The organism is Agathobacter sp. LCP21S3_B2 (genome assembly GCF_052118705.1).
Classification (GTDB): Bacteria; Bacillota; Clostridia; order Lachnospirales; family Lachnospiraceae; genus Roseburia.
The window spans coordinates 16,404-39,912 of sequence record NZ_JBQKGQ010000004.1 but is presented as its reverse complement, the minus strand read 5'-3'; the positions used below and the strand labels follow the sequence as shown (position 1 = coordinate 39,912).

Genomic DNA, 23,509 nt, shown 5'->3' with positions numbered 1-23,509 from the left:
TTTTCTACAAAGACATCATAACAATGCCTGCATCCTTCTCCATAAATTCTGCCGGTCCGACCTCATCCTTTGTGACAAGCTTTGAATTATTGATATATACCTCAACATTTGGATATGTCAGCTCAGTAACCTTTACGGTAGCATTTGTCGAACGCTCAACAATGCTCTGCAAGCGCCCAAGCTCCTCCTTATTTGCGTTAATGTCAGCCGTCTTTTCTATTTTTGCGCGGGTAAGCGTCATCTTTTTCTCATCCAGATTTTCTCTGTCGGCTGTCTTTTCTTCGAGCATTTCTATCTGCTTTAACCCGGCGGTGATGTTGTCCAACAACTGCTGTTTTTGCATTATCAGCCTTTCAAGCTCCGCTATCTTTATCTTGATTTTTTTGTGAACACCCACATGTACCTCAGTCTTGATAAATGCATCATTTCCGAGGTTCGCAACCTCTATTCCGGCACAGCCGTATACCTTGCCTCCCACTATACTGGCATGGCCTCCCTTAAAGAGTACCATGTCATTGCTTACAATAATACTGTTTACAGCCGAATCAGCCTCAACATAACCCTCAACATTGACCTCTGTATACTCTATAAACTTTGCAAAAAGATTGCCCTTCACTATGAGTCTGGCCTTGTTTCTTCCTATCATTCCGCTTCGCAAAATAATATCCTTACCTGCTTCAAGCACACAGCCTTCACATATACCGTCAACCGTAATTGACTGGGATGACATTATTCTTGCACCGGTTCTGACGTTGCCATGAACAATAACGTCTCCTATAAAATCAATATTACCTGTTCCGACATCCACATTTCCATTTATCTCAAGCACCGGATTTATGAGTATGCGGTTTTTATTTTTCTCAATCTTTCCGTCAATTGTCGCCACGTATATCAGACCATCTGCAGACTTTTCAAAGCCTCTGCCTGCCAATGGTGGAAGCGGCTTGCCTCTTTTTGCCTGTATAACTTTTCCAAAGACATCCTTTCCGTCCTTTCCCTCTACAGGCTCTATGTATCTGGCAATTTTCTGTCCCTTTTTGACAACCTCAACCGAATGTACACTCCAATAATCAACAGAGCCGTCATCTCGTATCTTTGGCTTCTTATTCAGATTATAGTCGAACAGAAATTCATATCGTCCATCCTCTCCATCCTGTGGCTTCTGACCTCTGGCAAAGCATATTTCATGACCAAAGTTGCGTGACTCCACCATATCTGAAATCAAATCACAGTCAATGCCAAATACTACACCATTTTTTGCTGCTGCATCAATCAGCTCATCGACTGTATACGCTTCATTATCCCCAAGTATAGGCAGCAGTATATATGCTTCCATCCTGTCATAGCTTATTCTGATAACTGGTTCTCTCTTTATACCGGTATCATCCATATCTTTCCCTCACTTAACATCAGACTTTGTTTGCTTCTATTAAATGCATTATATCACTATTCGGATTTTAAGAAAAGCCACTAAATATAAAAAATCCGGGCAATATCATTCTATTGATACTATGCCCGGATTTTTCTGCAATCTGAATCTTTTACGGAATTGACTGTATTTATCAAGCATATAGTACTGAACAGGCAAAACGGATTATTGAAAAAAATTCCGACACTTATTTTATGCAGTTCTATCTTTATGAGATTTCATCAACATCATAATACTTAAAATCCCGGAAGCAGGCACTTCCTCCTGTTTCCTCTGCCGCATAGCAGAACAGACCAAACCGGCAACCAGTAAAATGATCCAGTTTGAAGTACAGCTTATGCACGGTTCCGATAGGTAGCCAGTCTCCCTTATTTACCCGGTAATAGCAGCGTGCTTCATCCTTCATGTTACAGAAATCTGCTTCCAGACGAAAATCCATCTGGTGTGATTCAACAACAGTTCCTTCCGTCATATCCAATATACCATCTTCTTTTTTATCCAGCATAAGGACTTCATATTTTCCATGATGTTTTGTAATGCCAACTGCAGCATAACAGCTCTGCAACGCACACAAACCTGCGACATCGCCCTCTTTCAATGCAGAAGCATCAACAGTAACCTCAGCTGCGCATGACGGATAACTCATCCTTTGCGTAAGCGTATTTACTGCCTGTGTAAGCTCTGTACAAACTTCCCGTGTTGTAATTGTATAGGTTCCCTGCAATGCATCCAGATGATAGTACCGTGGATCTGGATCATGATTAAACTGCCAGCGCGGAAGCAGCCCATTACAGAAATCATCACTTCCCACTAATGGCTGATAAATATATCCTGGTCTGGTACTGTGAACCTCTATTTCTTCCGGCACATGTCCGTTCTGTCCAAAAACCGGAAAATGATCCTTCCAGGTAACCGGAAGCAGAATAGGAATCCGTCCAACTGCTCCAGAATCCTGAAACAGCATTGCATACCACTTTCCATCCGGCGTATCCACTATTCCTCCCTGTGCCACGCCCTGTCCACAATATCCACGATCATCACAAAGTACATCTCCACCCGTGAATTCTCCTTCCAGAGAATCACTGTAAAAGCATGCTTCCGTCCGCATCCAGCGGTCTCTCAGGGAATGAATCAGAAAAATATAATAATAGCCGTTTATTTTTTGAATATGAGCCCCCTCATAGCCTAGCTCCGGGTTCTTATGATCACTGACTAAAAGACGATGTAATCCGTCCTTCTTTGGTGCAGTCAAATCTTCATTCAATTCTGTAATCCAGATTTCATCATTTCCATATACAATATAGTTTCTGCCATCCTCATCAAATAATAAAGAGCCGTCATGATAAAAGCCTTCTATCAGCTGCTTTTTCCATGGACCATCTATTTTTTCCGAAGTATACAAATAAGTCTTACGGGTATCATTTGCCACAAAGCAGATAAAAAATCGGCCTTCATGATAGCGCAGGGAAGCTGCCCACATGCCCTGTCCGTAAATATTCTGACCGCTTTTCAGTTGCTGCGCATCCGTATGATCCAACGTCTCATAGACATAAGTCACATGCTCCCAGTGCACCAGATCAAAAGACTGCAGAATCTCACAGCCCGGCATAAAGTGCATGGTTGTGGATACCATATAATAGGTGTCTTCTACGCGGATCACGTCCGGATCTGGATAATCCAATCTTGTTATAGGATTTACATTCATTGTTTATTCCTTTCTGTTTTATCTCCATATTCTTTCTTTGTTCTATTCTATTTTTACTATTTTATCTTTGTTTCTTATCCGTCTGCCTTTTCAACTCTTCTCTGCACCATGTTATTCATCAGAAATTTCCGGTTTGCACAGATTTACCTGCAGCTGGGCATTTCTTTTTAGTTGTACGTAAAATGATATGACCTAGCACCATGACTCTTTAATGACACACTAAGGCTCTTTGGCTCTTCCACGTGCTCTCTGCTCCAAAGCTCCGTTCCATTTACTCCATCATAAATCTCCAGATCCGCAAGCGGTATGGATATGTCACTGTCTTTATCACCCAGATTAAATACCGCGACATAATATCCACCCTTTGTATCTGCTGCAATCCACAATGCATGCTCTATACCATCGATTTCACGTCTCCACACCTGATGCGAATGCCGTGCATTTGCATGCATGGCAAGTATTTCAGAATTGGTTACCAGATTCATAGTAAATTCGTCAAACCCTGTCAGCTCTCCTCCCAGCATCAAAGGAGAACGCATGATACTCCAGAGTGTCATCATGGTGATCTGCTCATCCTGTGTGAAATTCGTCCAGTTATTCACATCATATACCTGCCGTATCGGTCCGACCGGAAGCATATCGGCATCCGGCCAGTGTCCTGCACCTGCATGGGTGCACCATTTTTCTGCTCTTGAAAACATATCATATAACAGTTCCCACTTATCCCAGAAATCATCGGTGATTCTCCACATATTGGAAATCTGTTTATAAAGCTCTGCCTTTTCTAAAAGAGCAGGTCCCGGCGACAGACTTAAAACCATGGGTCTTCCGCAACCATGCAATGCCTTGCTCAGCATAATCAGTTCGGATTCCTCATGTGGCAGTTCCCGTGCAATATCATCACATTTAATAAAATCCACACCCCAGGAAGCATATAATTCAAAAATACTGTTATAGTATTCCCGTGCCCCGTCTTTCTCAGGATCTACACCATACATATCCGTATTCCAGGCACAGATACTGTTTGTTTTGGCAATTTCCCGGGCATGTCTGTCACTGTTCATGATTTTCGTGTTCTGATGTACAGCCTGTCGTGGAATCCCTCTCATAATATGAATGCCGAACTTCAATCCAAGAGAATGGACATATTCTGCCAATGGTCCAAAGCCCGCACCGTTTGCTGCGGAAGGAAAACGATTTACTGCGGGAAGCAGTCTTCCATACTCATCCATTACTACATCCGCAAAAGGATGATACTCATTGGTTGCAGCATAAGGCTCATACCATTGGATATCCACCACAATATATTCCCAACCGTACTCCTTCAGATGCTCAGCCATAAATTCAGCGTTCCGTCGTACGATATCTTCTGTAACAGCCGCTCCATAACAATCCCAGCTGTTCCACCCCATAGGTGCTGTTTTCATCTTCATCTGTTTTATACCCTCTCGATATCCTGTTAATTCTGTCCGTAATATGCATTTGCACCATGCTTACGGAAATAATGCTTATCCTGTAATTCCTGCGGGGCAGGTGCTACCTGCGGATGAATCAGCCCGGTTCGATATGCCATCTTGGCAACCTCTTCAAGAACCACCGCATTGTGGACGGCCTCCTTTGCATCCTTGCCCCAGGAAAACAGTGTTCACAAAATATAATCTGTATTTAATTATTTAAACTGAGCCAGACGTTCCTCTACCTGAGCCATCATCTGCTCATACTTTGCAAGCTTGTCCTTTTCCTCCTGAACCTTTTCAGGCTTTGCATTGTTTAAGAATTTCTCATTTGAGAGCATGCCCCTTGAGCGCGCAAGCTCCTTTGTAAGCTTATCCTTTTCTTTATTGAGTCTTTCCTTTTCCTTCTCAAAATCAACAAGGTCCTCAAGCGGCAGGTATGCAACCGCATCAGGTATCACTACTGATACAGCGTCATCTCCAATACCGGCCTTGCCCTGCTGTACTGTAATCTCGCTGGTAAATGCAAGATTTACATATACCTCCTTGTTGTCCTCGAATATCTTTCTGACTGACTCATCATCACTTGTGATGAAAAGCTTTGCCTTTCTTGAAGGTGGAACATCCATCTGTGTACGGACATTTCTGATACCCTTTACGAGATCCTTGCAGTGCTCGATTGCAGCTTCTTCTGCCGGGAAATTCCACTCTTCCTTGTACTCAGGCCATTTAGAGAGCATGATAGTCTCCTCGTCTGACTGAAGTGTGCAGAAGATTTCCTCTGTGATAAACGGCATATATGGATGAAGGAGCTTCAGTGCATTTACAAGTACTGTCTTAAGCGTCCAGAGTGCTGCATTTGCCGACTCTGGTTTTTCATCCTTCTTGTAGGTACGAACCTTTGCAATCTCGATATACCAGTCACAGAACTCATCCCAGATGAAGTCGTATACCTTTTGTACTGCAATTCCAAGCTCGAACTTGTCCATGTTTTCTGTGGCATCCTTTGCAAGTGTATTTACCCTTGAAAGAATCCACTTGTCTGCTGCATGAAGCTCATCAAGCTTTGGCTCTCTAAGCTCTACACCTTCAAGATTCATCATGATAAATCTTGATGCATTCCATACCTTGTTGGCGAAGTTTCTTGAAGCCTCAACTCTCTCCCAGTAGAAACGCATGTCATTTCCCGGTGCATTTCCTGTGATAAGTGTCAGACGAAGTGCATCTGCACCATACTTGTCGATAACCTCAAGCGGATCAATTCCGTTTCCGAGTGATTTACTCATCTTGCGGCCCTGAGAATCTCTTACGAGTCCATGGAAAAGCACTGTGTGGAATGGTGCCTTGCCCATCTGCTCATAGCCTGAAAAAATCATTCTGATTACCCAGAAGAAAATGATATCGTAGCCTGTTACGAGCACATCGTTTGGATAGAAATAGTCAAGATCCTCTGTCTTTTCAGGCCAACCGAGTGTTGAGAATGGCCAGAGCGCTGATGAGAACCATGTATCAAGTGTATCAGGATCCTGCGTCCAGTGCTCCTTGCCACACTTAGGACATTTGCCCGGCTTTTCTATTGAAACTACCATCTCTCCACAGTCATCACAGTACCATGCAGGTATTCTGTGTCCCCACCAGAGCTGACGGCTGATACACCAATCGCGGATATTGTCTGTCCAGTTGAAGTATGTCTTGTCCATTCTTGAAGGAAGGAGCTTGATTTCTCCGTTCTTTACTCCCTCAACTGCAGGCTTAATCATCTCGTCCATCTTGACGAACCACTGCTGCTTGATCATTGGCTCAACTGTTGTGTGACAGCGGTCATGCACACCTACATTGTGTGAGTGTGGTACAACCTTTACCAAAAGGCCCTGCTCCTTAAGATCCTCAACCAGTGCCTTTCTGCACTCGTATCTGTCCATTCCGGCATATTTTCCGGCCTTTTCATTCATTGTGGCATCATCATTGATTACAACGATTTCCTCTAAGCTGTGGCGTTTTCCTACCTCAAAATCGTTAGGGTCGTGTGCAGGTGTAATCTTTACACAGCCTGTTCCAAACTCTTTATCTACGTATGAATCTGCGATTACCGGAATCTCCCTGTCTGTGCATGGAAGCTTCAATGTCTTTCCGATGATATCCTGATAACGCTCATCATCAGGGTTTACAGCTACGGCTGTATCTCCGAAAAGTGTCTCAGGGCGTGTTGTTGCTATCTCTACGAATCTGCCTTCCTCGCCAACTACAGGATAGTTGATGTGCCAGAAGAAGCCGTCCTGCTCCTCATGCTCTACCTCTGCATCTGAAATAGATGTCTTACATACCGGACACCAGTTTACGATTCTTGAGCCCTTATAAATCCAGCCCTTCTTATAAAGCTTTGTAAATACCTCCTGTACTGCGTGTGAGCATCCCTCATCCATTGTAAATCTCTCACGCTGCCAGTCTGCTGATGATCCGAGCTTACGAAGCTGCTTTACAATACGTCCGCCGTACTCTTTTCTCCAGTCCCAGCATTTCTCGAGGAACTCTTCTCTTGTAAGGTCTGCCTTGTTGATTCCCTGCTCTTTAAGTGCCTGGATGACCTTTACCTCTGTTGCGATGGATGCGTGGTCTGTTCCCGGCTGCCAGAGTGCATTGTAGCCCTGCATTCTCTTGTATCTGATAAGGATATCCTGCATGGTGTTGTCAAGGGCATGTCCCATGTGCAGCTGTCCTGTGATGTTTGGTGGTGGCATCACGATTGTGAATGGTTTTTTGCTGCGGTCTACCTCTGCATGAAAGTAGCCATTGTCTTCCCACTTTTTGTAAAGACGATCCTCGATGTCCTTTGGATCGTAGGTTTTGTTTAGTTCTTTGCTCATGTTTTCCTCCTTTTATATGAATGACGCAAAAGCTTTGGGGGTGTTTTATATCAGGTCGCGCATTATGTATGGAATTATGTTCATGATTACGCTGCCAAGACACTGTAAAAATTATGATGAAGGATTACTTAGACCATGACGCAACCGGCTTTTAGCGCCGTCCATGGCGCTAACGCCTCGCCCGCACGTCCATGTGCGTGCGTTGCTGGGCTGTGTACATAATTTTAACAGTCTCTAGGCAGCTCCATAAATCACATAATTCCATACATAATGCGCGACCTGATAATTCAGGCTGTGAGCTTTTGCTGTTTTTCTTTTTATTTAGCGACGGGCGACCGATTGGATTGCATGCGCAATCTTCCGGTCTTACAGTTTTAGTACATGCCATGACGGAAATAAATAAATTTGCGCTATATGTGCACATCTCAGTCTACAAAAAACGCCCCTCCGGTCTACGACCGGAAGGGCGAATAAGCGCTGTACCACCTTCGTTTACATCAGAGCGACATATGCACCAAAATATATGACATATACGCTCGAATGCCTCTTGTCCTGTAACGTGGACGAATCGGAAGAACTTATGTCAAATCTTGTTATATATAGATTTAACTTTCTGGGTTCTTCGGCTCAAAAGCTACCTTCCATGATTTCTGTCTTAAGCATCTTTCAGCCTGTCCAAAATGTATCACCATCTTACGGACCGGATGCTCTCTCTGAAAGCTTTCGTCATGTACTCCTCTTTCTTATGCCTTTAAATATTTGCCTGTTTCTTTCTACAATATTAAAGTGCATTGGGTGATTTGTCAATATGATTTTTCAATCATCATAATGACCTTTACATGAAACAATATAAATTATCTCATCTTTTTCATAATAAACAATTCGATTAGTGTCATCAATGCGTCTGCCAGTATAAATAATCTCTCCATGCCCTATCTTCCCATAGTAACCTCATTAGTCCTCCTCTATCAAATCATGCTCTGCGAAGTGAGCTTTGCCATCCTTAATATCGCGCACGATATTTTCCAAATAACGGATATTGCTATCAGAATAAAACGGATCTACTGATACCTCAAAAGGAATACGCTTTTCTCTGCCTACTTTTTTTGCAAAAACGGTGAACGCTGCACTCATAGAAAGACCTAATTCCGAACACACCTGTTCCATGCTTTTTTTTACATCTGCATCCAATTTAAAATTAACATTAACTGACTGTGACATATACAACACTCCTTTCTTGCTTATAGTATATGCAATAATAAAGAAGATATCAATAAAATTTCTTTATTTTTTCTTTACTTATATTCAACATTCTTAGTTGCGACTATATCCACACCGGTTGCTGCAACATCGCTTAGCAGTACATCACCTATATGCACCGGTGCCTCTACCGTGATTTGGTTGATACACTCCATCACATCCATTATCTTTTCCTTTGGAATATCCTGTGCCGTCTTTACGGATACCATCGGTATTGTGCCATTTTTCACACAGACTGTACTTGTCACAATTCGTGTCGGATGCGTCACTTCCTTTGCTCCGTAGTCTGCTCCGCGCTTGCAGGTATTTCCGGTTACCGTGACATTTTCTCCATCTATTGTCACCTTAAGGGCACAGCCCAGAGGGCAGCCTATACATGTCAAATTTCTTTCTTCCATGATACTATGCCTCCTCAATCTTTATCGTAATTGTGCGGGGATTGTCTGTTTCGATGAGCTGCTTCTTCTTAAGCACTACCTGCTCCATCTCACCCGGCGCCATAACAGGACGCTTGCGGTGCTGCAGCTGTTTATCATCCAGATATACTGCAATATAACAATTCTTATACACAGCTCCCACTCGAAATCTTACCGTCACAGTATCATCCATTTGTGCAGTATTTATAGTGCTTGGGACAGTATATCTGACTCCGCCTGTAGCGGTTATTGATATTTCTTTGCCATCGCAACTCTTATCACCGCCATTTTTCACATATTCTGCGGCATGGCGGCCTGCTGCTGTCGCTTCCTCTGACACGTAATCCACGAGGTCATGCACATGAAGCACATTTCCGCAGGCAAATACACCGGGCACATTTGTCTCAAGGCTTTCGTTTACGACCGGTCCGCTTGTTACCGGATTGAGCTCTACACCGGCTGTTTTTGAAATCTCATTTTCCGGAATGAGTCCGCATGAGAGTAAAAGCGTGTCGCACTCGTAAAACTCCTCTGTTCCCTCAATAGGCTTGTTATGCTCGTCCACCTGTGCGAGAGTGATGCCCTCCACACGCTCCCTGCCCTTTATATCAACCACTGTGTGGCTGAGCTTAAGCGGGATTTTAAAATCATCAAGGCACTGCACGATATTACGCTTCAAACCTCCTGAATACGGCATGAGTTCTGCAACCACCTGCACAGTTGCACCCTCCAAGGTCATTCTCCTGGCCATGATAAGACCAATGTCTCCTGAGCCGAGTATTACTACCTTTCGTCCCGGCATGTAGCCCTCTATATTCACCAGTCTCTGAGCTGTGCCCGCCGAGAAAATTCCTGCCGGTCTGTAGCCGGGTATGTTAAGAGCCCCCCTTGCTCTCTCCCTGCAGCCCATCGCAAGGATTACGGTCTTTGCAGCGATATGAAAAAGTCCGTCGGTGCGGTTCATAGCTGTAACTATTTTATCGTTTGCCTCATCTTTTATCTTTACATCATTCCTGTCATCTGCCCTGTTTTCGAACTCGTCACCGGTTGAGATATCCATGACCATCGTATTGAGCCTGTACTCTATGCCAAGCTCTTTGACCTCTTTGATAAATCTGCCGGCATATTCAGGACCTGTGAGTTCCTCCTTAAAGGTGTGCAGGCCAAAGCCGTTGTGTATACACTGATTTAAGATACCCCCAAGCTCACAGTCTCTTTCCAGTATAAGTATTTTATCTATTCCATTTTTCTTAGCGGAAGCTGCTGCCGCAAGACCTGCCGGGCCTCCTCCTACTATCACAATATCGTAAAATTCCATATTGTCCCCCTATGTTAATCTGATATTAATCCAATATCAATCTATCGTTACCTGTCTCTTTGAAGTATGACAGGCTATCCGCGGTTCTTGCTCATTCCAACAACAATCCTTGACTTTCCACCGCTTTTAGTGATGTCAAGCTGTGAAATGCCTCTCTCTCTGGCGATAATCTCCATAGTTCTCGGAGAACAGAAGCCTGCCTGACATCTGCCCATTCCGGCTCTGGTGCGTCTCTTCACACCATCAAGTGACTTTGCGCCCAGCGGTCTGTTTACCGCATCCATTATCTCGCCCTCCGTAATCATCTCACAGCGGCAGATTATATTGCCATACTCAGGCTTTTCTTTTATCAGCTTTTTATACTCATCCTCTGAAAGCTTCTTTGGATTTAAGATACCTTTTCTTGTCTCGATGAAGTCCGCATTTTTAGAAGGATTAAAAAGCCCCTCAACTATTGCTGCCACTCTCTCGCCGATAGCCGGCGCACTTGATAAGCCCGGTGACTCTATACCTGCGCAGTCAATAAAATACGGTGCGTCAGAAAGCTCCTCGATGATAAACTCATGTCCGTCCTCATGTGCACGGTTTCCTGCAAACGATGTTATGACCTGACGCATAGGAAGTGACGGCACCGAACGTGTGCCGGATGTCACAACATGCTCTAAGCCTGCTCTCGTTGTATTTGTACCATCCTTGTCCTCATGGTCAACTGCTGTAGGTCCGATTAAAATATTTCCGTGTACTGTCGGGGTTACAAGCACGCCCTTACCGTATTTGCCCGGGAGCTGGAAAATAGTCTTGTCAACGATACCTTCCGCAGCCCTGTCTAAAAGCTCGTACTCTCCGCGCCTTGGTGTAATATGTATTTTGTTTTCACTTACCATGTTGTGGAACACGTCAGCATATACACCGGCTGCATTCACAACGCAGCGTGCATGAATTTCGCCATTTTGAGTAATGAGAATATAGCCTGTCTGCTCCTTTTGTATCGCCTTCACCTCGGTGTTAAATAAAAACTCCACACCGTTTGCTGCCGCATTCTCAGCAAATGCGATATTCATGCCAAACGGACATACAATACCTCCTGTCGGGCAGTAAATAGCTGCCACAACTTCATCAGACAGATTCGGCTCCATCTCATGCGCTTCGCCTGCATCAAGAATTTCAAGTCCCGGCACCCCGTTTGCAATTCCCTGATTATAAAGCTCCTTAAGCCTTGGCATATCGTCATCGCTAAAGCACACTATCAGTGAGCCGTTTCTTCTAAACTCAAAATCAAGCTTCTTCGAAAGCTCATCCATCATCTCATTTCCCCGGAGATTCATCTGTGCCATAAGTGTACCGGTCTTACAATCAATTCCGGAATGGACAATAGCACTGTTTGCCTTTGAAGTGCCACAGCACACGTCCTCCTCCTTTTCCACCACACAGATGGACAGGTTATATTTCGAAAGCTCTCTGGCACAGGCGCTTCCCGATACTCCCGCTCCTATAATTACTACATCATACATGTTATTTTCTCCTACCAATTTCCATATATTGTTTAATTGCTGTATCACTAAGCTCATTTAAAACAATGCAAGCATCAGCTATTATTCATCCTTCGCCCAGTTAAATGCGCAGGCGACAGCCTTTTTCCACATTTTAAGCTTCTTTTCTCTCAAATCAGCTGCTATCTCCGGCTCAAACACACGGTCAATAGACCAGTTTCTCTTTATATCATCCATGCTTTCCCAGTAGCCCACCGCAAGCCCTGCGAGGTACGCTGCGCCCATGGCTGTTGTCTCCACGCACACAGGCCTGTTGACCGGTGCATTGCTGATATCAGCCTGCATCTGCATGAGCAGATTATTGGCACTGGCACCGCCGTCCACCTTAAGTGATGTGAGATTGATGCCCGAATCAGCCTTCATTGCCTCAAGCACATCATTTACCTGAAATGCCATTGATTCCAGAGTTGCCCTTATGACATGGTACTTGTTTACACCTCTCGTAAGCCCCACAATGGTTCCTCTGGCATACTGATCCCAGTATGGTGCTCCAAGCCCTGTAAATGCCGGCACCACATAGCAGCCGTTTGTATCCTTTACCTTTCTTGCCATGTACTCTGAATCTGTTGAGGAATCGATAAATTTCATCTCATCGCGTAGCCACTGGATAGAAGCTCCTGCCACAAATATTGATCCCTCCAGCGCATATACCACCTTGCCGTCTATGCCCCAGGCTATAGTGGTAACAAGTCCGTTCTTTGAGGATACCGGCATCTCACCTGTGTTCATCAGTAGAAAACAGCCTGTACCGTATGTATTTTTGGCTTCTCCTGCCCTAAAGCAGGTCTGTCCAAAAAGCGCTGCCTGCTGGTCTCCTGCCGCTCCCGCGATAGGAATCGGACCCCCGAAAAACACAGGATTCACCTCACCATATACACAGCTTGACGGCATTGGCTTTGGAAGCATGCTCTTTGGTATATCAAGCTCCTTAAGTATCTCATCATCCCACTTTAAGGTATTGATATTAAACATCATGGTTCTTGAAGCATTGGAATAATCCGTGACATGCACCTGTCCCTGAGTGAGCTTCCATATAAGCCATGTCTCGACTGTTCCAAACAAAAGCTCGCCTCTTTCGGCTCTCTCCCTCGCTCCCGGCACATTGTCAAGGAGCCACTTGAGCTTAGTTGCCGAAAAATAAGCATCTATCACAAGCCCTGTCTTTTTTCTGAAGGTATCGGTAAGCCCCTTTTCCTTCAGCGAATCCGCATACTCTGCCGTGCGTCTGCACTGCCATACTATCGCGTGATAAATCGGCTCTCCTGTATTTTTATCCCATACAATTGTGGTCTCTCTCTGGTTAGTAATGCCTATCGCACATATGTCGGCTGCCGTAGCCTGAATATTGGCCATAGCCTCCTTTGCCACCTCAAGCTGTGTGGCCCAGATTTCCTCTGCATCATGCTCCACCCAGCCCGGCTTTGGAAAAAACTGCGTAAATTCCTTCTGTGCCACACTGCACATCTCGCCCTTCTCATTGAAAAGTATACACCTGTTGCTGGTCGTGCCCGCATCTAATGCCATAATATACTTTGCCATGTAAAAATCCTCCAACTCTCTATATTTGCAGCTTTTTTCCTTCTATCCTGCTACAGCTCTTCCTCTACCATGCTCTTCTCTCTGTTGAACGCATCATAGATACATGGAATTACTATAAGCGTAAGGATGGTTCCGTATACGAGACCTCCTATTATTGCGATTGCCATCGGCCTTATCATATCTGAGCCATCTCCGATACCTATCGCCGATGTAAACATTGCAAGTATGGTGGTCATCGCTGTCATCAGTATTGGACGAAGCCTTGTACGGCCTGCGTCTATGATTGCCTCATGCTTGCTCATGCCCTCTCTCCTGGCCTGGTTAATGTAATCAATGAGCACGATTCCATTATTTACAATGAGACCTGCCAGCATGATAAAGCCAAGCATTGATATGATTCCGAGCTCATTTCCCGTGATGAAAAGAGCTATAAAGCCTCCTGTAAACGCAAGAGGTATACAGAACATGATAATAAACGGTGAAAGCAATGACTGGAACTGCGCCACCATGATAAGATAGATAAATATCACTGCAAGCACAAGCATAAGTCCAAGCTGACTCATTGACTCATTTATTGTCTCATCCTCGCCCTCCATGTCTATTGAATAGCCATCAGGAATGCTAAGTTTATTAATTTTTGATTTAATTTTATTGCTTAGTAATGTTACATTATGGTTTTCATCAACCGCACCTGATACTGTAATATATCTTGTCTGAGCATCTCGATGAATGGTACTCAGTGTCTGTTCCTGCGAAATAGTGCAGATATCACTGAGCGGAATCTCCTTTTCACTGCCTTCATTATCCTTATAGGTAAATGTAAGGTTTTTGATGTCGTCCACAGTCACATCAGACTGCTCTGCGGATTGTAAGTATACCTCATAGTCCTTTATGTCGGTCGTAATGGTTGTTGCGCTCTTTTGGGATGATATCTCACCGGATACGAGCTGGTATACCTGAGCCACCGTATAGCCATACTTTGCTGCTTTTTCCTTATCCACAGTTATCTTAAGCTCATTGATTGTATCTCCAAGACCGTCATCTATATCTGTCACTCCATTTGTGTCCTTAAGGATATCTGCCACATCACCTGCAAGCTTCTGCAGCTTTTCTATATCATTACCCTTAATCCTGACAGAGAGACCGCTTCCGAAAAACTCTGATGAGTCCATAGCCTGTGAAGATGCTGTTACCTTGCAGTCCAGATTCTTTGTGCGTTTTTCAATTTCATCTATTACCTTATCCGATGAAACATCCGACTTCTCATCAAGCAATATATACATGCTCACGCTGTCGCTTCCTGAGCTCATCAGGTTCATGGTCGAGCTGCCGCCTGCTGTAGCTCCTATTGTGTCTATGCCCTTTATATCAGATATTTTATCCATGACCTTATCAGACAGCTCTGTAAGCTGCTTGAAGTCAAGCTTTTCGTCATCCTTTGCCTCTATGGTAAGTGAAATCTGATTTGACTCCATGTCCATATCCATAAATGTCATTCCCCTTGACATGCAAAGTGCGCCACTGCCGACTAAAAGCACTACTGCCGCAATAAATACCACCGGCTTAAATCTAAGACATGTGCCGAGTACATTTCCATACCAATCCTTATAACGGTCAAACCATGGATGCTTTATATCCTTCGTCTTTTTGAGCATGCCTGAAGCAATTGCCGGTACAAATGTGAGTGCCACTACAAGAGATGCCATAAGTGTAAATGCTACAGTAAGAGCCAAATCTACAAAGAGCTGTCTCGTGATTCCATCAGTAAAAATGATTGGCGCGTACACACTTACCGTGGTGAGTGTAGAGGCAAAAATGGCTCCTGCCACCTGATTTGCACCCTCAACAGCCGCCTTCTTTACCGAATATCCCTCTCCCCTTAATCTGTAGATATTCTCGATTACTACAATTGAATTATCCACCAGCATTCCTATTCCAAGCACAAGTCCCGACATTGAAATGATATTTAAAGTGATATCCGTAAAATACATAAGCACCACTGCCACAATAACCGATAGCGGTATAGATGCTGCGATAATAAGTGTTGGCTTTATATCCTTTAAGAACAAGAGCAATACGAAAATGGCAAGTATTGCTCCCACTATCATATTCTGCATCACACTTTTTACAACCATGTCGATGTATACGCCCTGGTTCATAAGCACTGTGGCGTGTAATCCGTCATTTTCCTTTTCCAGCGAATCAAGCTTGTCCAAAAGACGGTCTGTGACGTCTCCTGTAGAGTAGCCGGTCTGCTTCTCCATAGAGAGCATTATTCCGGGATTACCGTTGACTATCGCATATGTCTCATCCGAGTTGTCAGTCATCTCAACATCTGCCACATCATTGACATGAATAGGAGCTATCCCATCAAGCTTCATATCCATGAGCACAAGATTTGTTAAATCATCAATTGATTTTACCTCATCTCCCACCTGTACTATGTACTGTGTGCCATTTGAATCATTTACATAGCCTGCAGGCATGTCAAAGTTCTGTGCGACGAGCAGCTGCGAGAGCGAGTCAATTGTTAAAACTGCATTTAAGTTTGACTTGTCAAGTGCATCATCCTTACTCTTTTCAAGCTCCTTCTTTGAACTGTCAAGAGATGCCGCTGCTGTTGCAAGCTGTGCTGACTGCTGTCCTATGCTTATAGAGCTGATGGCTGCCTGACTGTTTAGATTATCATAGGCATCTAAAAGTGCTGTCTCTCCTTGTGCTATCTGGTCAAGCCCGCTTTGGCACTGCTCTATACCTGTGTTCACCTGAATGAGAGTCTGTGCTATCGCTGACGCTGCCGCAGGCAGATCATCTGCTGTGTTTACGGTGATTCCAAGCGCCGAGAGACCTGAAAACTGTGTTGCAATCTGCTTATCAACCTGCTCAAGCTGCGCTTTGAGCGTCTGTCCTGCTTCACCCGGTGCATTTGCGCCCTCTTTGAGTGACGGAATTGTCTTTGTATATGTATCACTATTCATGAAGTCTGAAAGAGCTGACTGAATTGTTTCAAGCTGGCTCTTCTGCTCATTTAAGCTTGCAAGAGTACTCTCTAACTGAGTCTTCTGCTCTGCAAGCTTTGTCTTTTGCTCCTTTAGCGTATCCACTCCCGCGCTCATCTGATCCGATGCTGATGTGATTGCGTTTTGTCCGCTCTCTATCTTTGCGCTTGCATCATCCATCTGACTTTTTGCATCGTCAAATTTCTTTGAAACGGCATTATTTATTTTCTCATTGAGCTCATCTATCTTGGCCTGATTCATCGTGACCTGTATCTGCTCGGTGAGCTCACCTGTTGCAGTCACTGATGCGACTCCCTCTGTACTCTCAATTGCAGGCTTAAGTGTGTTTTCCACAAAGTCGGTTATTTCTGCCTTGCTTTTCCCATCCATATCCACAGCAGTCATCATGATTGGAAGCATGTCCGGATTTATCTTCATAATGGTCGGAGTACCCACTCCATCCTTCCAGCCAGCCTTGACCTGATCTATTTTCTGCTGCATCTCTATCACTACGGAATCCATGTTGGCATTCTGCTCATACTCGCATGTCACCAGAGAATAGCTGTTATATGACATTGAGCTTACGTTTTTGATATTGGACGTAGTTGCCATAGCTGCTTCAAGCGGCGCGGTGACATCACTCTCCACCTCCTGTGGACTTGCTCCCATATCTGTTGTCACGATAAGTGCATACTGAAAGCTCATATCCGGCAGCAGATCTGTCGTCATCCTGCCAAGTGATACAACACCGAGTACTATTACCAGCAGTACTCCTACAAGTACAGTAAAAGGTTTTTTTACACTATATCTGGATATCATCTGTCCTCTCCTTTTCTTTTTCTTTGATAATGTCCTGCCTTAGTTTGATAGACAATGTGATTACTGCGATTTTCACAATAAATTTAATTCGCTGTTATATTTTTATTATACAATGTGGCGGATTGCAACTCAATTGGTTTATACTTTTTTAAGAGATTTTGACAATAAAAAGACACCCAATTATACGATTAATATAATTCGATGTCCTTAAATGTCTTTTAAGATCTTTTATTTATTTCAGCTTCAAATGCCCTCTTCCTCAATCTCATCATCATTGATACCTGCAACAGCACTTGTAACGGCTCCGATTACAGCGACAAGCGCAAAGATGATAACTAAAAAAATAAATATAAAGAATGCTACTAAAAAACCTGTATCTGTCATATAATTTACCCCCATAGCTGTCTCACAGCTTCTTTAAAATATAATTTTAGTTTAACACACTTGTCTGTAAATAACAATATCGTAAGAGGCTAAAATATTGACTAAATATTGACTAAAATATTGATTTATGAAATTGATCAGTCCTTGATCTGCATACCATTTGCATCCATATGATAGCCTTCTGTCATGATCAGCTTTGATACCGGAACTATCTCATAGCCCATGTCCTGCAGCTTCGTGAGCATCTCATCGAGTGCCTGCGAGGTGTATTTGGCGCCAAGATGGCAGAGTATTATCGAGCCACAATCCAGGCTTTTGTGATTGCACACTGTATCTATAATGTTTTGCACACCATAGTTTTTCCAGTCGAGCGAATCCACATCCCACTGGATTGGATAATAGTCACAGCCATACACTGTGTCAATCAGTTCATTGTTATACGAGCCGTATGGCGGTCTGAATACCTTCATATCCTTTCCGGTCAGCTCCTTGACCTTTTTGTGCACATCCATTATCTCTGTCTTCATCTCGCCTGCCGTGATTGTTGCCATATCATAGTGGTGCTCACTGTGATTTCCGGGCTCATGCCCTTTTTCAACCAGCGTCTTTACACATTCAGGGTTATCACTTACAAACCCTCCTGTCATAAAAAATGTAGCCTTTACGTTGTGCTTGTCAAGTGTCTCCATCATACTGTCAAAATCCTCTGCTCCCCAGGCACAGTCAAATGAAAGGGCTATCTTTTTTTCTGTTGTCTGAACCGAATATACAGGCAGCTTTCTGTCTCCGAACTGACTCACAGCACTGCTAAGTGTCTCCATCACCTCTATATTTTTCAGCTGTGATATGTCATACTCTCTGCCATATAAAGCACCTGTAATAAGAAGCGCCGACAGCAGCACTCCAAAAAGGAATCTGTGTCGGCGTTTCTTTCGTTTTGTCCCATTATGTAGTTTTGTATTTTGCATGTATGCTCTGTATTCACTCATGCTATATACTATTCTTTATTATCGCAAATTATGAATAATGAAATAACTCTATTTCAGTTCTTCTGCCCTTCCGATAAACTCAAGCACTACCTCAATCGACTGATGCGCAGCCTTCTCCGCAAAGGTCTGGTAATCTGTCTCGCCGCCGTCGCCGTCTGATATTGAGCGAAGAATGGCAAATGGCACCTTGTTCACATAGCACACATGACCGATGCTGCCTCCCTCCATCTCTGCTGCGATTGCATCAAAGGTATTCGAAATATAATCTTTCTGCTCCTTTGTGGCAATAAACTGATCTCCTGTTGCAATATTGCCCTTTTTGTAGTGGATATTCCTGTCAGCTAAGCATGAGCACATGAGCTCCACCATTTTTGTATCAGCCGGAAGCAGAATCATATTGATGCCTGAAAGAAGTCCCTTCGGGTCTCCGATTGGCGATGTATCCATATCGTGCTGCAGCACGTTTGTTGCTACTGCCACGTCAAGCACATTTAAATCCTTTGTCAAAGTACCAGCCACTCCGATATTGACAATCATATCTACATCATATTTCAAAATCATGGCCTCTGCACATATTGCCGCAAATACCTTTCCTATTCCGCATTTTGCCGCAACAACATACTGATCACCGATTTTGCCCTCAACAAACTCCACTCCGCTGTAGACCTCTGTCTGTGTGTCTGTCATCTGAGCCTTTAAGTCATCGACCTCCATCTGCATTGCACCAATTACACCTATTGTCATTTTATTTCTCCATTCCTGCTATCTTGCTATTATATTATCTTTCTATATAACTATCCAGAACCACTGAGAACCAAAGATTGATGCGTCATACGCACATGTAAGCATCAAATTTTCCTGTACTCAATACAACTTCTGTCAAATCTTAATACCTGTTTACTGTGGATAAGTAAACTCCATATTTGTCTGGCTCTCAAGTACCTTAAGATATGCACGGCACTCCTTCTTTGCCTCGTCAAGTGACAGATTCTCGTAATGTCCGCACTCTATGGCTGATGCACCAAATACCGGTCCATCATACTCAAGTATCTGTTTTAAGACCTCTTTGGTGATTTCAAAAACCTTTCCCGGCTCGACATCCCTCACAACGAGATAGAAGCCTGTCTGACAGCCCATCGGTCCAAAATATACCACATCATCTGCAATCTCAGAGTTTCTCACGCATGTCGCAAACATATGCTCCACTGAGTGCATAGCTGAATTGGACATATAATCGCCTGCATTAGGTTTTCTTGTACGAAGGTCGTATGTGACGATTTCTCCATCTTTTCTTGAAATATAAAATCCAGGTTTAAGAATATTATGATTAATTGTAAAGCTTTTAATTTTTTCCATAAAAATGTTTTCCTCCTTACTCAGTTGCTGCCTCAAACTGCTTCAGATAATCCTCAAATACATTGAGTGCGTCATCCACAGGCTTTGGTGTGCTCATATCGACACCGGCACTCTTTAGCAGCTCTATTGGATTCTTCGAGCAACCACCGCACAGGAAATTTCCTATATACTTATCCACAGCAGGCTTTCCCTCCTCAAGTATCTTTTTTGAAAAAGCAACTGCTGCCGAATAGCCTGTCGAGTACTGATATACATAGTACGGTGTGTAAAAATGCGGTATGCGCATCCACTCATATGATATCTCATCATCCACGCGCATATCCGGTCCGTAGTACTGCACATTCAGCTCATGCCATAGCTCATTTAGCACATCCTTGGTAACCGGCTCGCCCTTTTGCATTTTCCGGTGAGCTATATGCTCAAACTCTGCAAACTGCGCCTGCCTGAAAAGTGTCGTCCTGAAGCCGTCCAGAAAATGTGTCATGAGATATTTTCTCTCATTCTCATCCTCACAATGCTCAAGCATATAGTGCATTAGAAGCGACTCATTACAGGTGGATGCAACCTCTGCCACAAAAATCAGGTATCCTGCGTAGGTGATGCTCTGATGCTCATTTGAATAGTATGTATGCATCGCATGTCCCATCTCATGAGCCAGCGTAAACACACTGTCCAGATTGTCGGCATAGTTCAAAAGCACATACGGATGTGTGCCATAAGCGCCCCATGAATACGCACCGCTTCTCTTGTTCTCATTCTCATATACATCTATCCAGCCACTCTCCATGCCGGCCTTAAGTGTGCTGACATACTCATCGCCCATAGGCTCAAGCGCCTTTGCCACAAGCTTTTTCGCCTCATCATAGGTGTATGTGGTCTGTACATTGTCCACAATCGGTGCAAACAAATCATACATATGCAGATGCTCCACACCTAAAAGCTTCTTCCTAAGCGCCATGTACCTGTGCAGAGCCGGCAGATGTGCGTGAACCGTCTCAATCAGATTATCATATACGCTCTCATGAATATCGCCATCGGATAAATACATGGTCCTTGCGCTGTCATATTTTCTTACCCTTGCATAAAAAGTGTCATTTTTCAGCTTGCTGATGTACATCATGGAAACAGTATTGCTCCACTTCTTGTACGAATCATAGACTCCACGGAACACCTGCTTGCGCAGGCTTCTGTCCTTGCTGCTTAAAAAATCTATGAAATTGCCATGCGTGATACGGATTTTATTTCCCTCGACATCAGTGATATACGGGAATTTGATATCCGCGTTGTTGAACATGCTGAATATATTCTCCGGTGCTGCAGCCATCTCACCGCACTGCGCCAGGATATTCTCCTCTGCAGCCGATAAAGTATGCGCTTTCTGACGCATTATCTCATCAATCGCACGCTTATAGTGCATAAGCTCATTGCTCTCACTGTAAAAGCTCTCAAGCGTTTTATCATCTATCTGCAAAATCTCCGGACTCGCAAATGCCAGCGCACCTGATGCCTGAACAGTCAGTGTCTCTGCCTTTGACACATATGCCTGATATTTCGACACGGTAGTGTCCTGATGCGAGCGCTCATTCGCATAAACCACTATACGCTCCAAATAATAAGACAGCTCATCCTGCTTCTTAAAAAAATCAAGCAGCGTTGCTGCACTGTCTGCCAGATGTCCCTTAAAGCCCGAGAGCTTTTCTGCAAGCTGTGACGCTTTTTCACACTCAGCCTCCCACAGCTCATCTGTCTCATACATATCCTCAAGCTTCCATTTGTACTCGTCTGAGATTTCATCTCTCTTTTGAAGCCTTTTCTCACTCATTTTGTGTTACCTTCTATCTTACTTTTCTTGTTCTCGGGGGTTCTGAATAGTTACCTTGTTTTCAACTCTTCAGAACCACCCCACGCACATTCGCAAAACCGCACGATGTTTTTATAAAACTACCCACACATCTGCTCTGCAAAATTCATATAGACGTGTGGGATATATGTGAATTATAACAATTAAGCTCTACTTTGTAATTAAAGTGCCCATACCACCTGAAACTGTCTTGCCCTCTTTGTTGAGCTTTGTGATAAGCACTGAACGGATGGCAGAGTCACCGATAAAGTCGATAGCCGCCTCAATCTTTGGAGCCATGGTACCCTCATCAAACTCGCCTGCTGCAAGGTACTTCTTTGCCTCATCGACAGTCATGGTATCAAGCGGCTTCTCATCCTCCTTGCCATAGTTCAGGCAGACCTTGTCAACACTTGTAAGTATAACAAGTCTGTCAGCATCAAGAGTATCTGCAAGCTTTCCGGCTGCAAGATCCTTCTCGATAACAGCACTGGCGCCCTGAAGCTTATTATCCTGTGCTAACACAGGAATTCCGCCGCCACCGCATGCGATAACAACCTGATCCGCATCAACAAGAGCCCTTATAGCATCCTTTTCCACTATATCAACAGGCTTTGGAGCTGCCACAACTCTTCTGTAGCCTCCCTCAACCTGTGTCACATGGTTGCCCTTCTTCTCCTCTTCCTCAGCCTCAGCCTCTGTCATAACACGGCCAATGATCTTTGTCGGATGATAAAAAGCCTCATCATATGGGTCAACAACCACCTGTGTAAGTATTGTAGAAACGGTCTTGTAAATTCCTCTGCCAAGAAGCTCTGTACGGATAGCATTCTGTAAATCATATCCTATATAGCCCTGGCTCATTGCAGAGCAGACTGCTGTAGGTGTAGCTGTATACTCAGGATAAATCCTGCAAAACTCGGACATCGCGGTGTGAATCATGCCCACCTGCGGTCCGTTGCTGTGTGTGATAACAACCTCATAATCGTCCCTGATAAAATCTGCAACTGCCTTTGCTGTATGCTTTGTAGCCTCGTGCTGCTCCGGAAGAGTTGTTCCAAGAGCATCATGTCCGAGTGCAATAACTATTTTTTTCTTCTTCATGCCGACCTCCTATGCTGCATCCGCTCAATGTGTATTATATCTCATAATCATAAACCGATGTGTATACTATGATAAATCTACTTATAAACCATCAATTTTGAAGAATTCCTATGCGGTGCAAAAGTAAAATTATTTACATACATTATCTAATATTTTAGGGAATTTGTCTAGTACTTTAAACCGATTTGAACAACATTCTACCACAACATAGCGAACGTAATCTGCGCATAGCAGAGGCGCACACGTAAGCACTATTCCGCCACAGCGTAAGGGACGTAAGCCCCGGGCACCGGTGGCGCACACGTAAGCGCATATCTGCCACAGCGTAAGGGATGTAAGCCCCGGGTACCGGCGGCGCACACGTACTCTTGCGGAAGCGCATAGCGAAGTGGCTTAGATACTGTAGAAATTATGCCCAAGGAACACAGAAACACCCCTGCATGGACGCAGGGGTGAGGAGAAACCGTGCCATGGACGGCGCGT

General features: G+C 44.0%; 17 protein-coding genes and 1 pseudogene. All 18 read right to left on the bottom strand.

Features of this window, described 5'->3' with window-relative positions; genetic code table 11:
- Positions 1-4: 4 nt before the first annotated feature.
- The 18 genes and pseudogenes from ACTQ1L_RS03950 to arcC all read right to left on the bottom strand — a co-directional run bounded on the left by ACTQ1L_RS03950 (position 5) and on the right by arcC (position 23,026).
- Entirely contained in the window at positions 5-1,390 is a 1,386-nt protein-coding gene (locus ACTQ1L_RS03950) for a DUF342 domain-containing protein (RefSeq protein WP_441365515.1), read from the bottom strand.
- Between the two features lie 247 nt (positions 1,391-1,637).
- Complete coding sequence (locus ACTQ1L_RS03945; protein ID WP_441365514.1) at positions 1,638-3,134, bottom strand: glycoside hydrolase family 43 protein; 1,497 nt, start codon at positions 3,132-3,134, stop codon at positions 1,638-1,640.
- A gap of 167 nt (positions 3,135-3,301) precedes the next feature.
- Complete coding sequence (locus tag ACTQ1L_RS03940) at positions 3,302-4,567, bottom strand: glycoside hydrolase family 27 protein (RefSeq protein ID WP_441365513.1); 1,266 nt, start codon at positions 4,565-4,567, stop codon at positions 3,302-3,304.
- Positions 4,568-4,593: 26 nt separating this feature from the next.
- Positions 4,594-4,773, bottom strand: a pseudogene (araD, locus tag ACTQ1L_RS03935) (L-ribulose-5-phosphate 4-epimerase); the annotation flags it as partial.
- Positions 4,774-4,803: 30 nt separating this feature from the next.
- The gene (locus tag ACTQ1L_RS03930) at positions 4,804-7,452 is read right to left on the bottom strand and encodes a valine--tRNA ligase (protein WP_441365512.1); all 2,649 of its coding nucleotides are present in this window, start codon (positions 7,450-7,452) and stop codon (positions 4,804-4,806) included.
- A gap of 816 nt (positions 7,453-8,268) precedes the next feature.
- Complete coding sequence (locus ACTQ1L_RS03925; RefSeq protein WP_441365637.1) at positions 8,269-8,334, bottom strand: hypothetical protein; 66 nt, start codon at positions 8,332-8,334, stop codon at positions 8,269-8,271.
- A 72-nt stretch (positions 8,335-8,406) separates the two neighbouring features.
- Positions 8,407-8,673 carry a type II toxin-antitoxin system RelB/DinJ family antitoxin gene (locus ACTQ1L_RS03920; protein ID WP_012743404.1) on the bottom strand — a complete coding sequence of 89 codons (267 nt, stop codon included), beginning with the start codon at positions 8,671-8,673 and terminating at the stop codon, positions 8,407-8,409.
- A 74-nt stretch (positions 8,674-8,747) separates the two neighbouring features.
- Positions 8,748-9,110 (bottom strand): DUF1667 domain-containing protein, encoded by a 363-nt coding sequence (locus ACTQ1L_RS03915; RefSeq protein WP_055223950.1) that lies wholly within the window; start codon positions 9,108-9,110, stop codon positions 8,748-8,750.
- Positions 9,111-9,114: 4 nt separating this feature from the next.
- Positions 9,115-10,446, bottom strand: coding sequence for an NAD(P)/FAD-dependent oxidoreductase (locus tag ACTQ1L_RS03910; protein WP_441365511.1), 1,332 nt, complete (start codon positions 10,444-10,446; stop codon positions 9,115-9,117).
- Between the two features lie 74 nt (positions 10,447-10,520).
- On the bottom strand, positions 10,521-11,957 hold the full coding sequence (locus ACTQ1L_RS03905; RefSeq protein ID WP_441365510.1) for an NAD(P)/FAD-dependent oxidoreductase: 1,437 nt from the start codon (positions 11,955-11,957) through the stop codon (positions 10,521-10,523).
- A gap of 81 nt (positions 11,958-12,038) precedes the next feature.
- Positions 12,039-13,535 (bottom strand): glycerol kinase GlpK, encoded by a 1,497-nt coding sequence (gene glpK / locus ACTQ1L_RS03900; RefSeq protein ID WP_321111866.1) that lies wholly within the window; start codon positions 13,533-13,535, stop codon positions 12,039-12,041.
- Between the two features lie 50 nt (positions 13,536-13,585).
- On the bottom strand, positions 13,586-17,353 hold the full coding sequence (locus ACTQ1L_RS03895) for an efflux RND transporter permease subunit (protein WP_441365509.1): 3,768 nt from the start codon (positions 17,351-17,353) through the stop codon (positions 13,586-13,588).
- A 243-nt stretch (positions 17,354-17,596) separates the two neighbouring features.
- Positions 17,597-17,737 carry a hypothetical protein gene (locus ACTQ1L_RS03890; RefSeq protein WP_441365508.1) on the bottom strand — a complete coding sequence of 47 codons (141 nt, stop codon included), beginning with the start codon at positions 17,735-17,737 and terminating at the stop codon, positions 17,597-17,599.
- A gap of 137 nt (positions 17,738-17,874) precedes the next feature.
- On the bottom strand, positions 17,875-18,726 hold the full coding sequence (locus tag ACTQ1L_RS03885) for a polysaccharide deacetylase family protein (protein ID WP_015568256.1): 852 nt from the start codon (positions 18,724-18,726) through the stop codon (positions 17,875-17,877).
- Between the two features lie 48 nt (positions 18,727-18,774).
- A complete protein-coding gene (locus tag ACTQ1L_RS03880) occupies positions 18,775-19,470 on the bottom strand; it encodes a 5'-methylthioadenosine/adenosylhomocysteine nucleosidase (RefSeq protein WP_015517260.1) in 696 nt (231 codons plus the stop codon).
- A gap of 153 nt (positions 19,471-19,623) precedes the next feature.
- Entirely contained in the window at positions 19,624-20,082 is a 459-nt protein-coding gene (locus ACTQ1L_RS03875; RefSeq protein ID WP_321111861.1) for an S-ribosylhomocysteine lyase, read from the bottom strand.
- Positions 20,083-20,098: 16 nt separating this feature from the next.
- Positions 20,099-21,904, bottom strand: a complete 1,806-nt coding sequence (pepF, locus tag ACTQ1L_RS03870) for an oligoendopeptidase F (protein WP_441365507.1) — start codon at positions 21,902-21,904, stop codon at positions 20,099-20,101.
- 189 nt (positions 21,905-22,093) lie between these two features.
- Entirely contained in the window at positions 22,094-23,026 is a 933-nt protein-coding gene (gene arcC, locus ACTQ1L_RS03865) for a carbamate kinase (protein WP_015568260.1), read from the bottom strand.
- Positions 23,027-23,509: the final 483 nt, after the last annotated feature.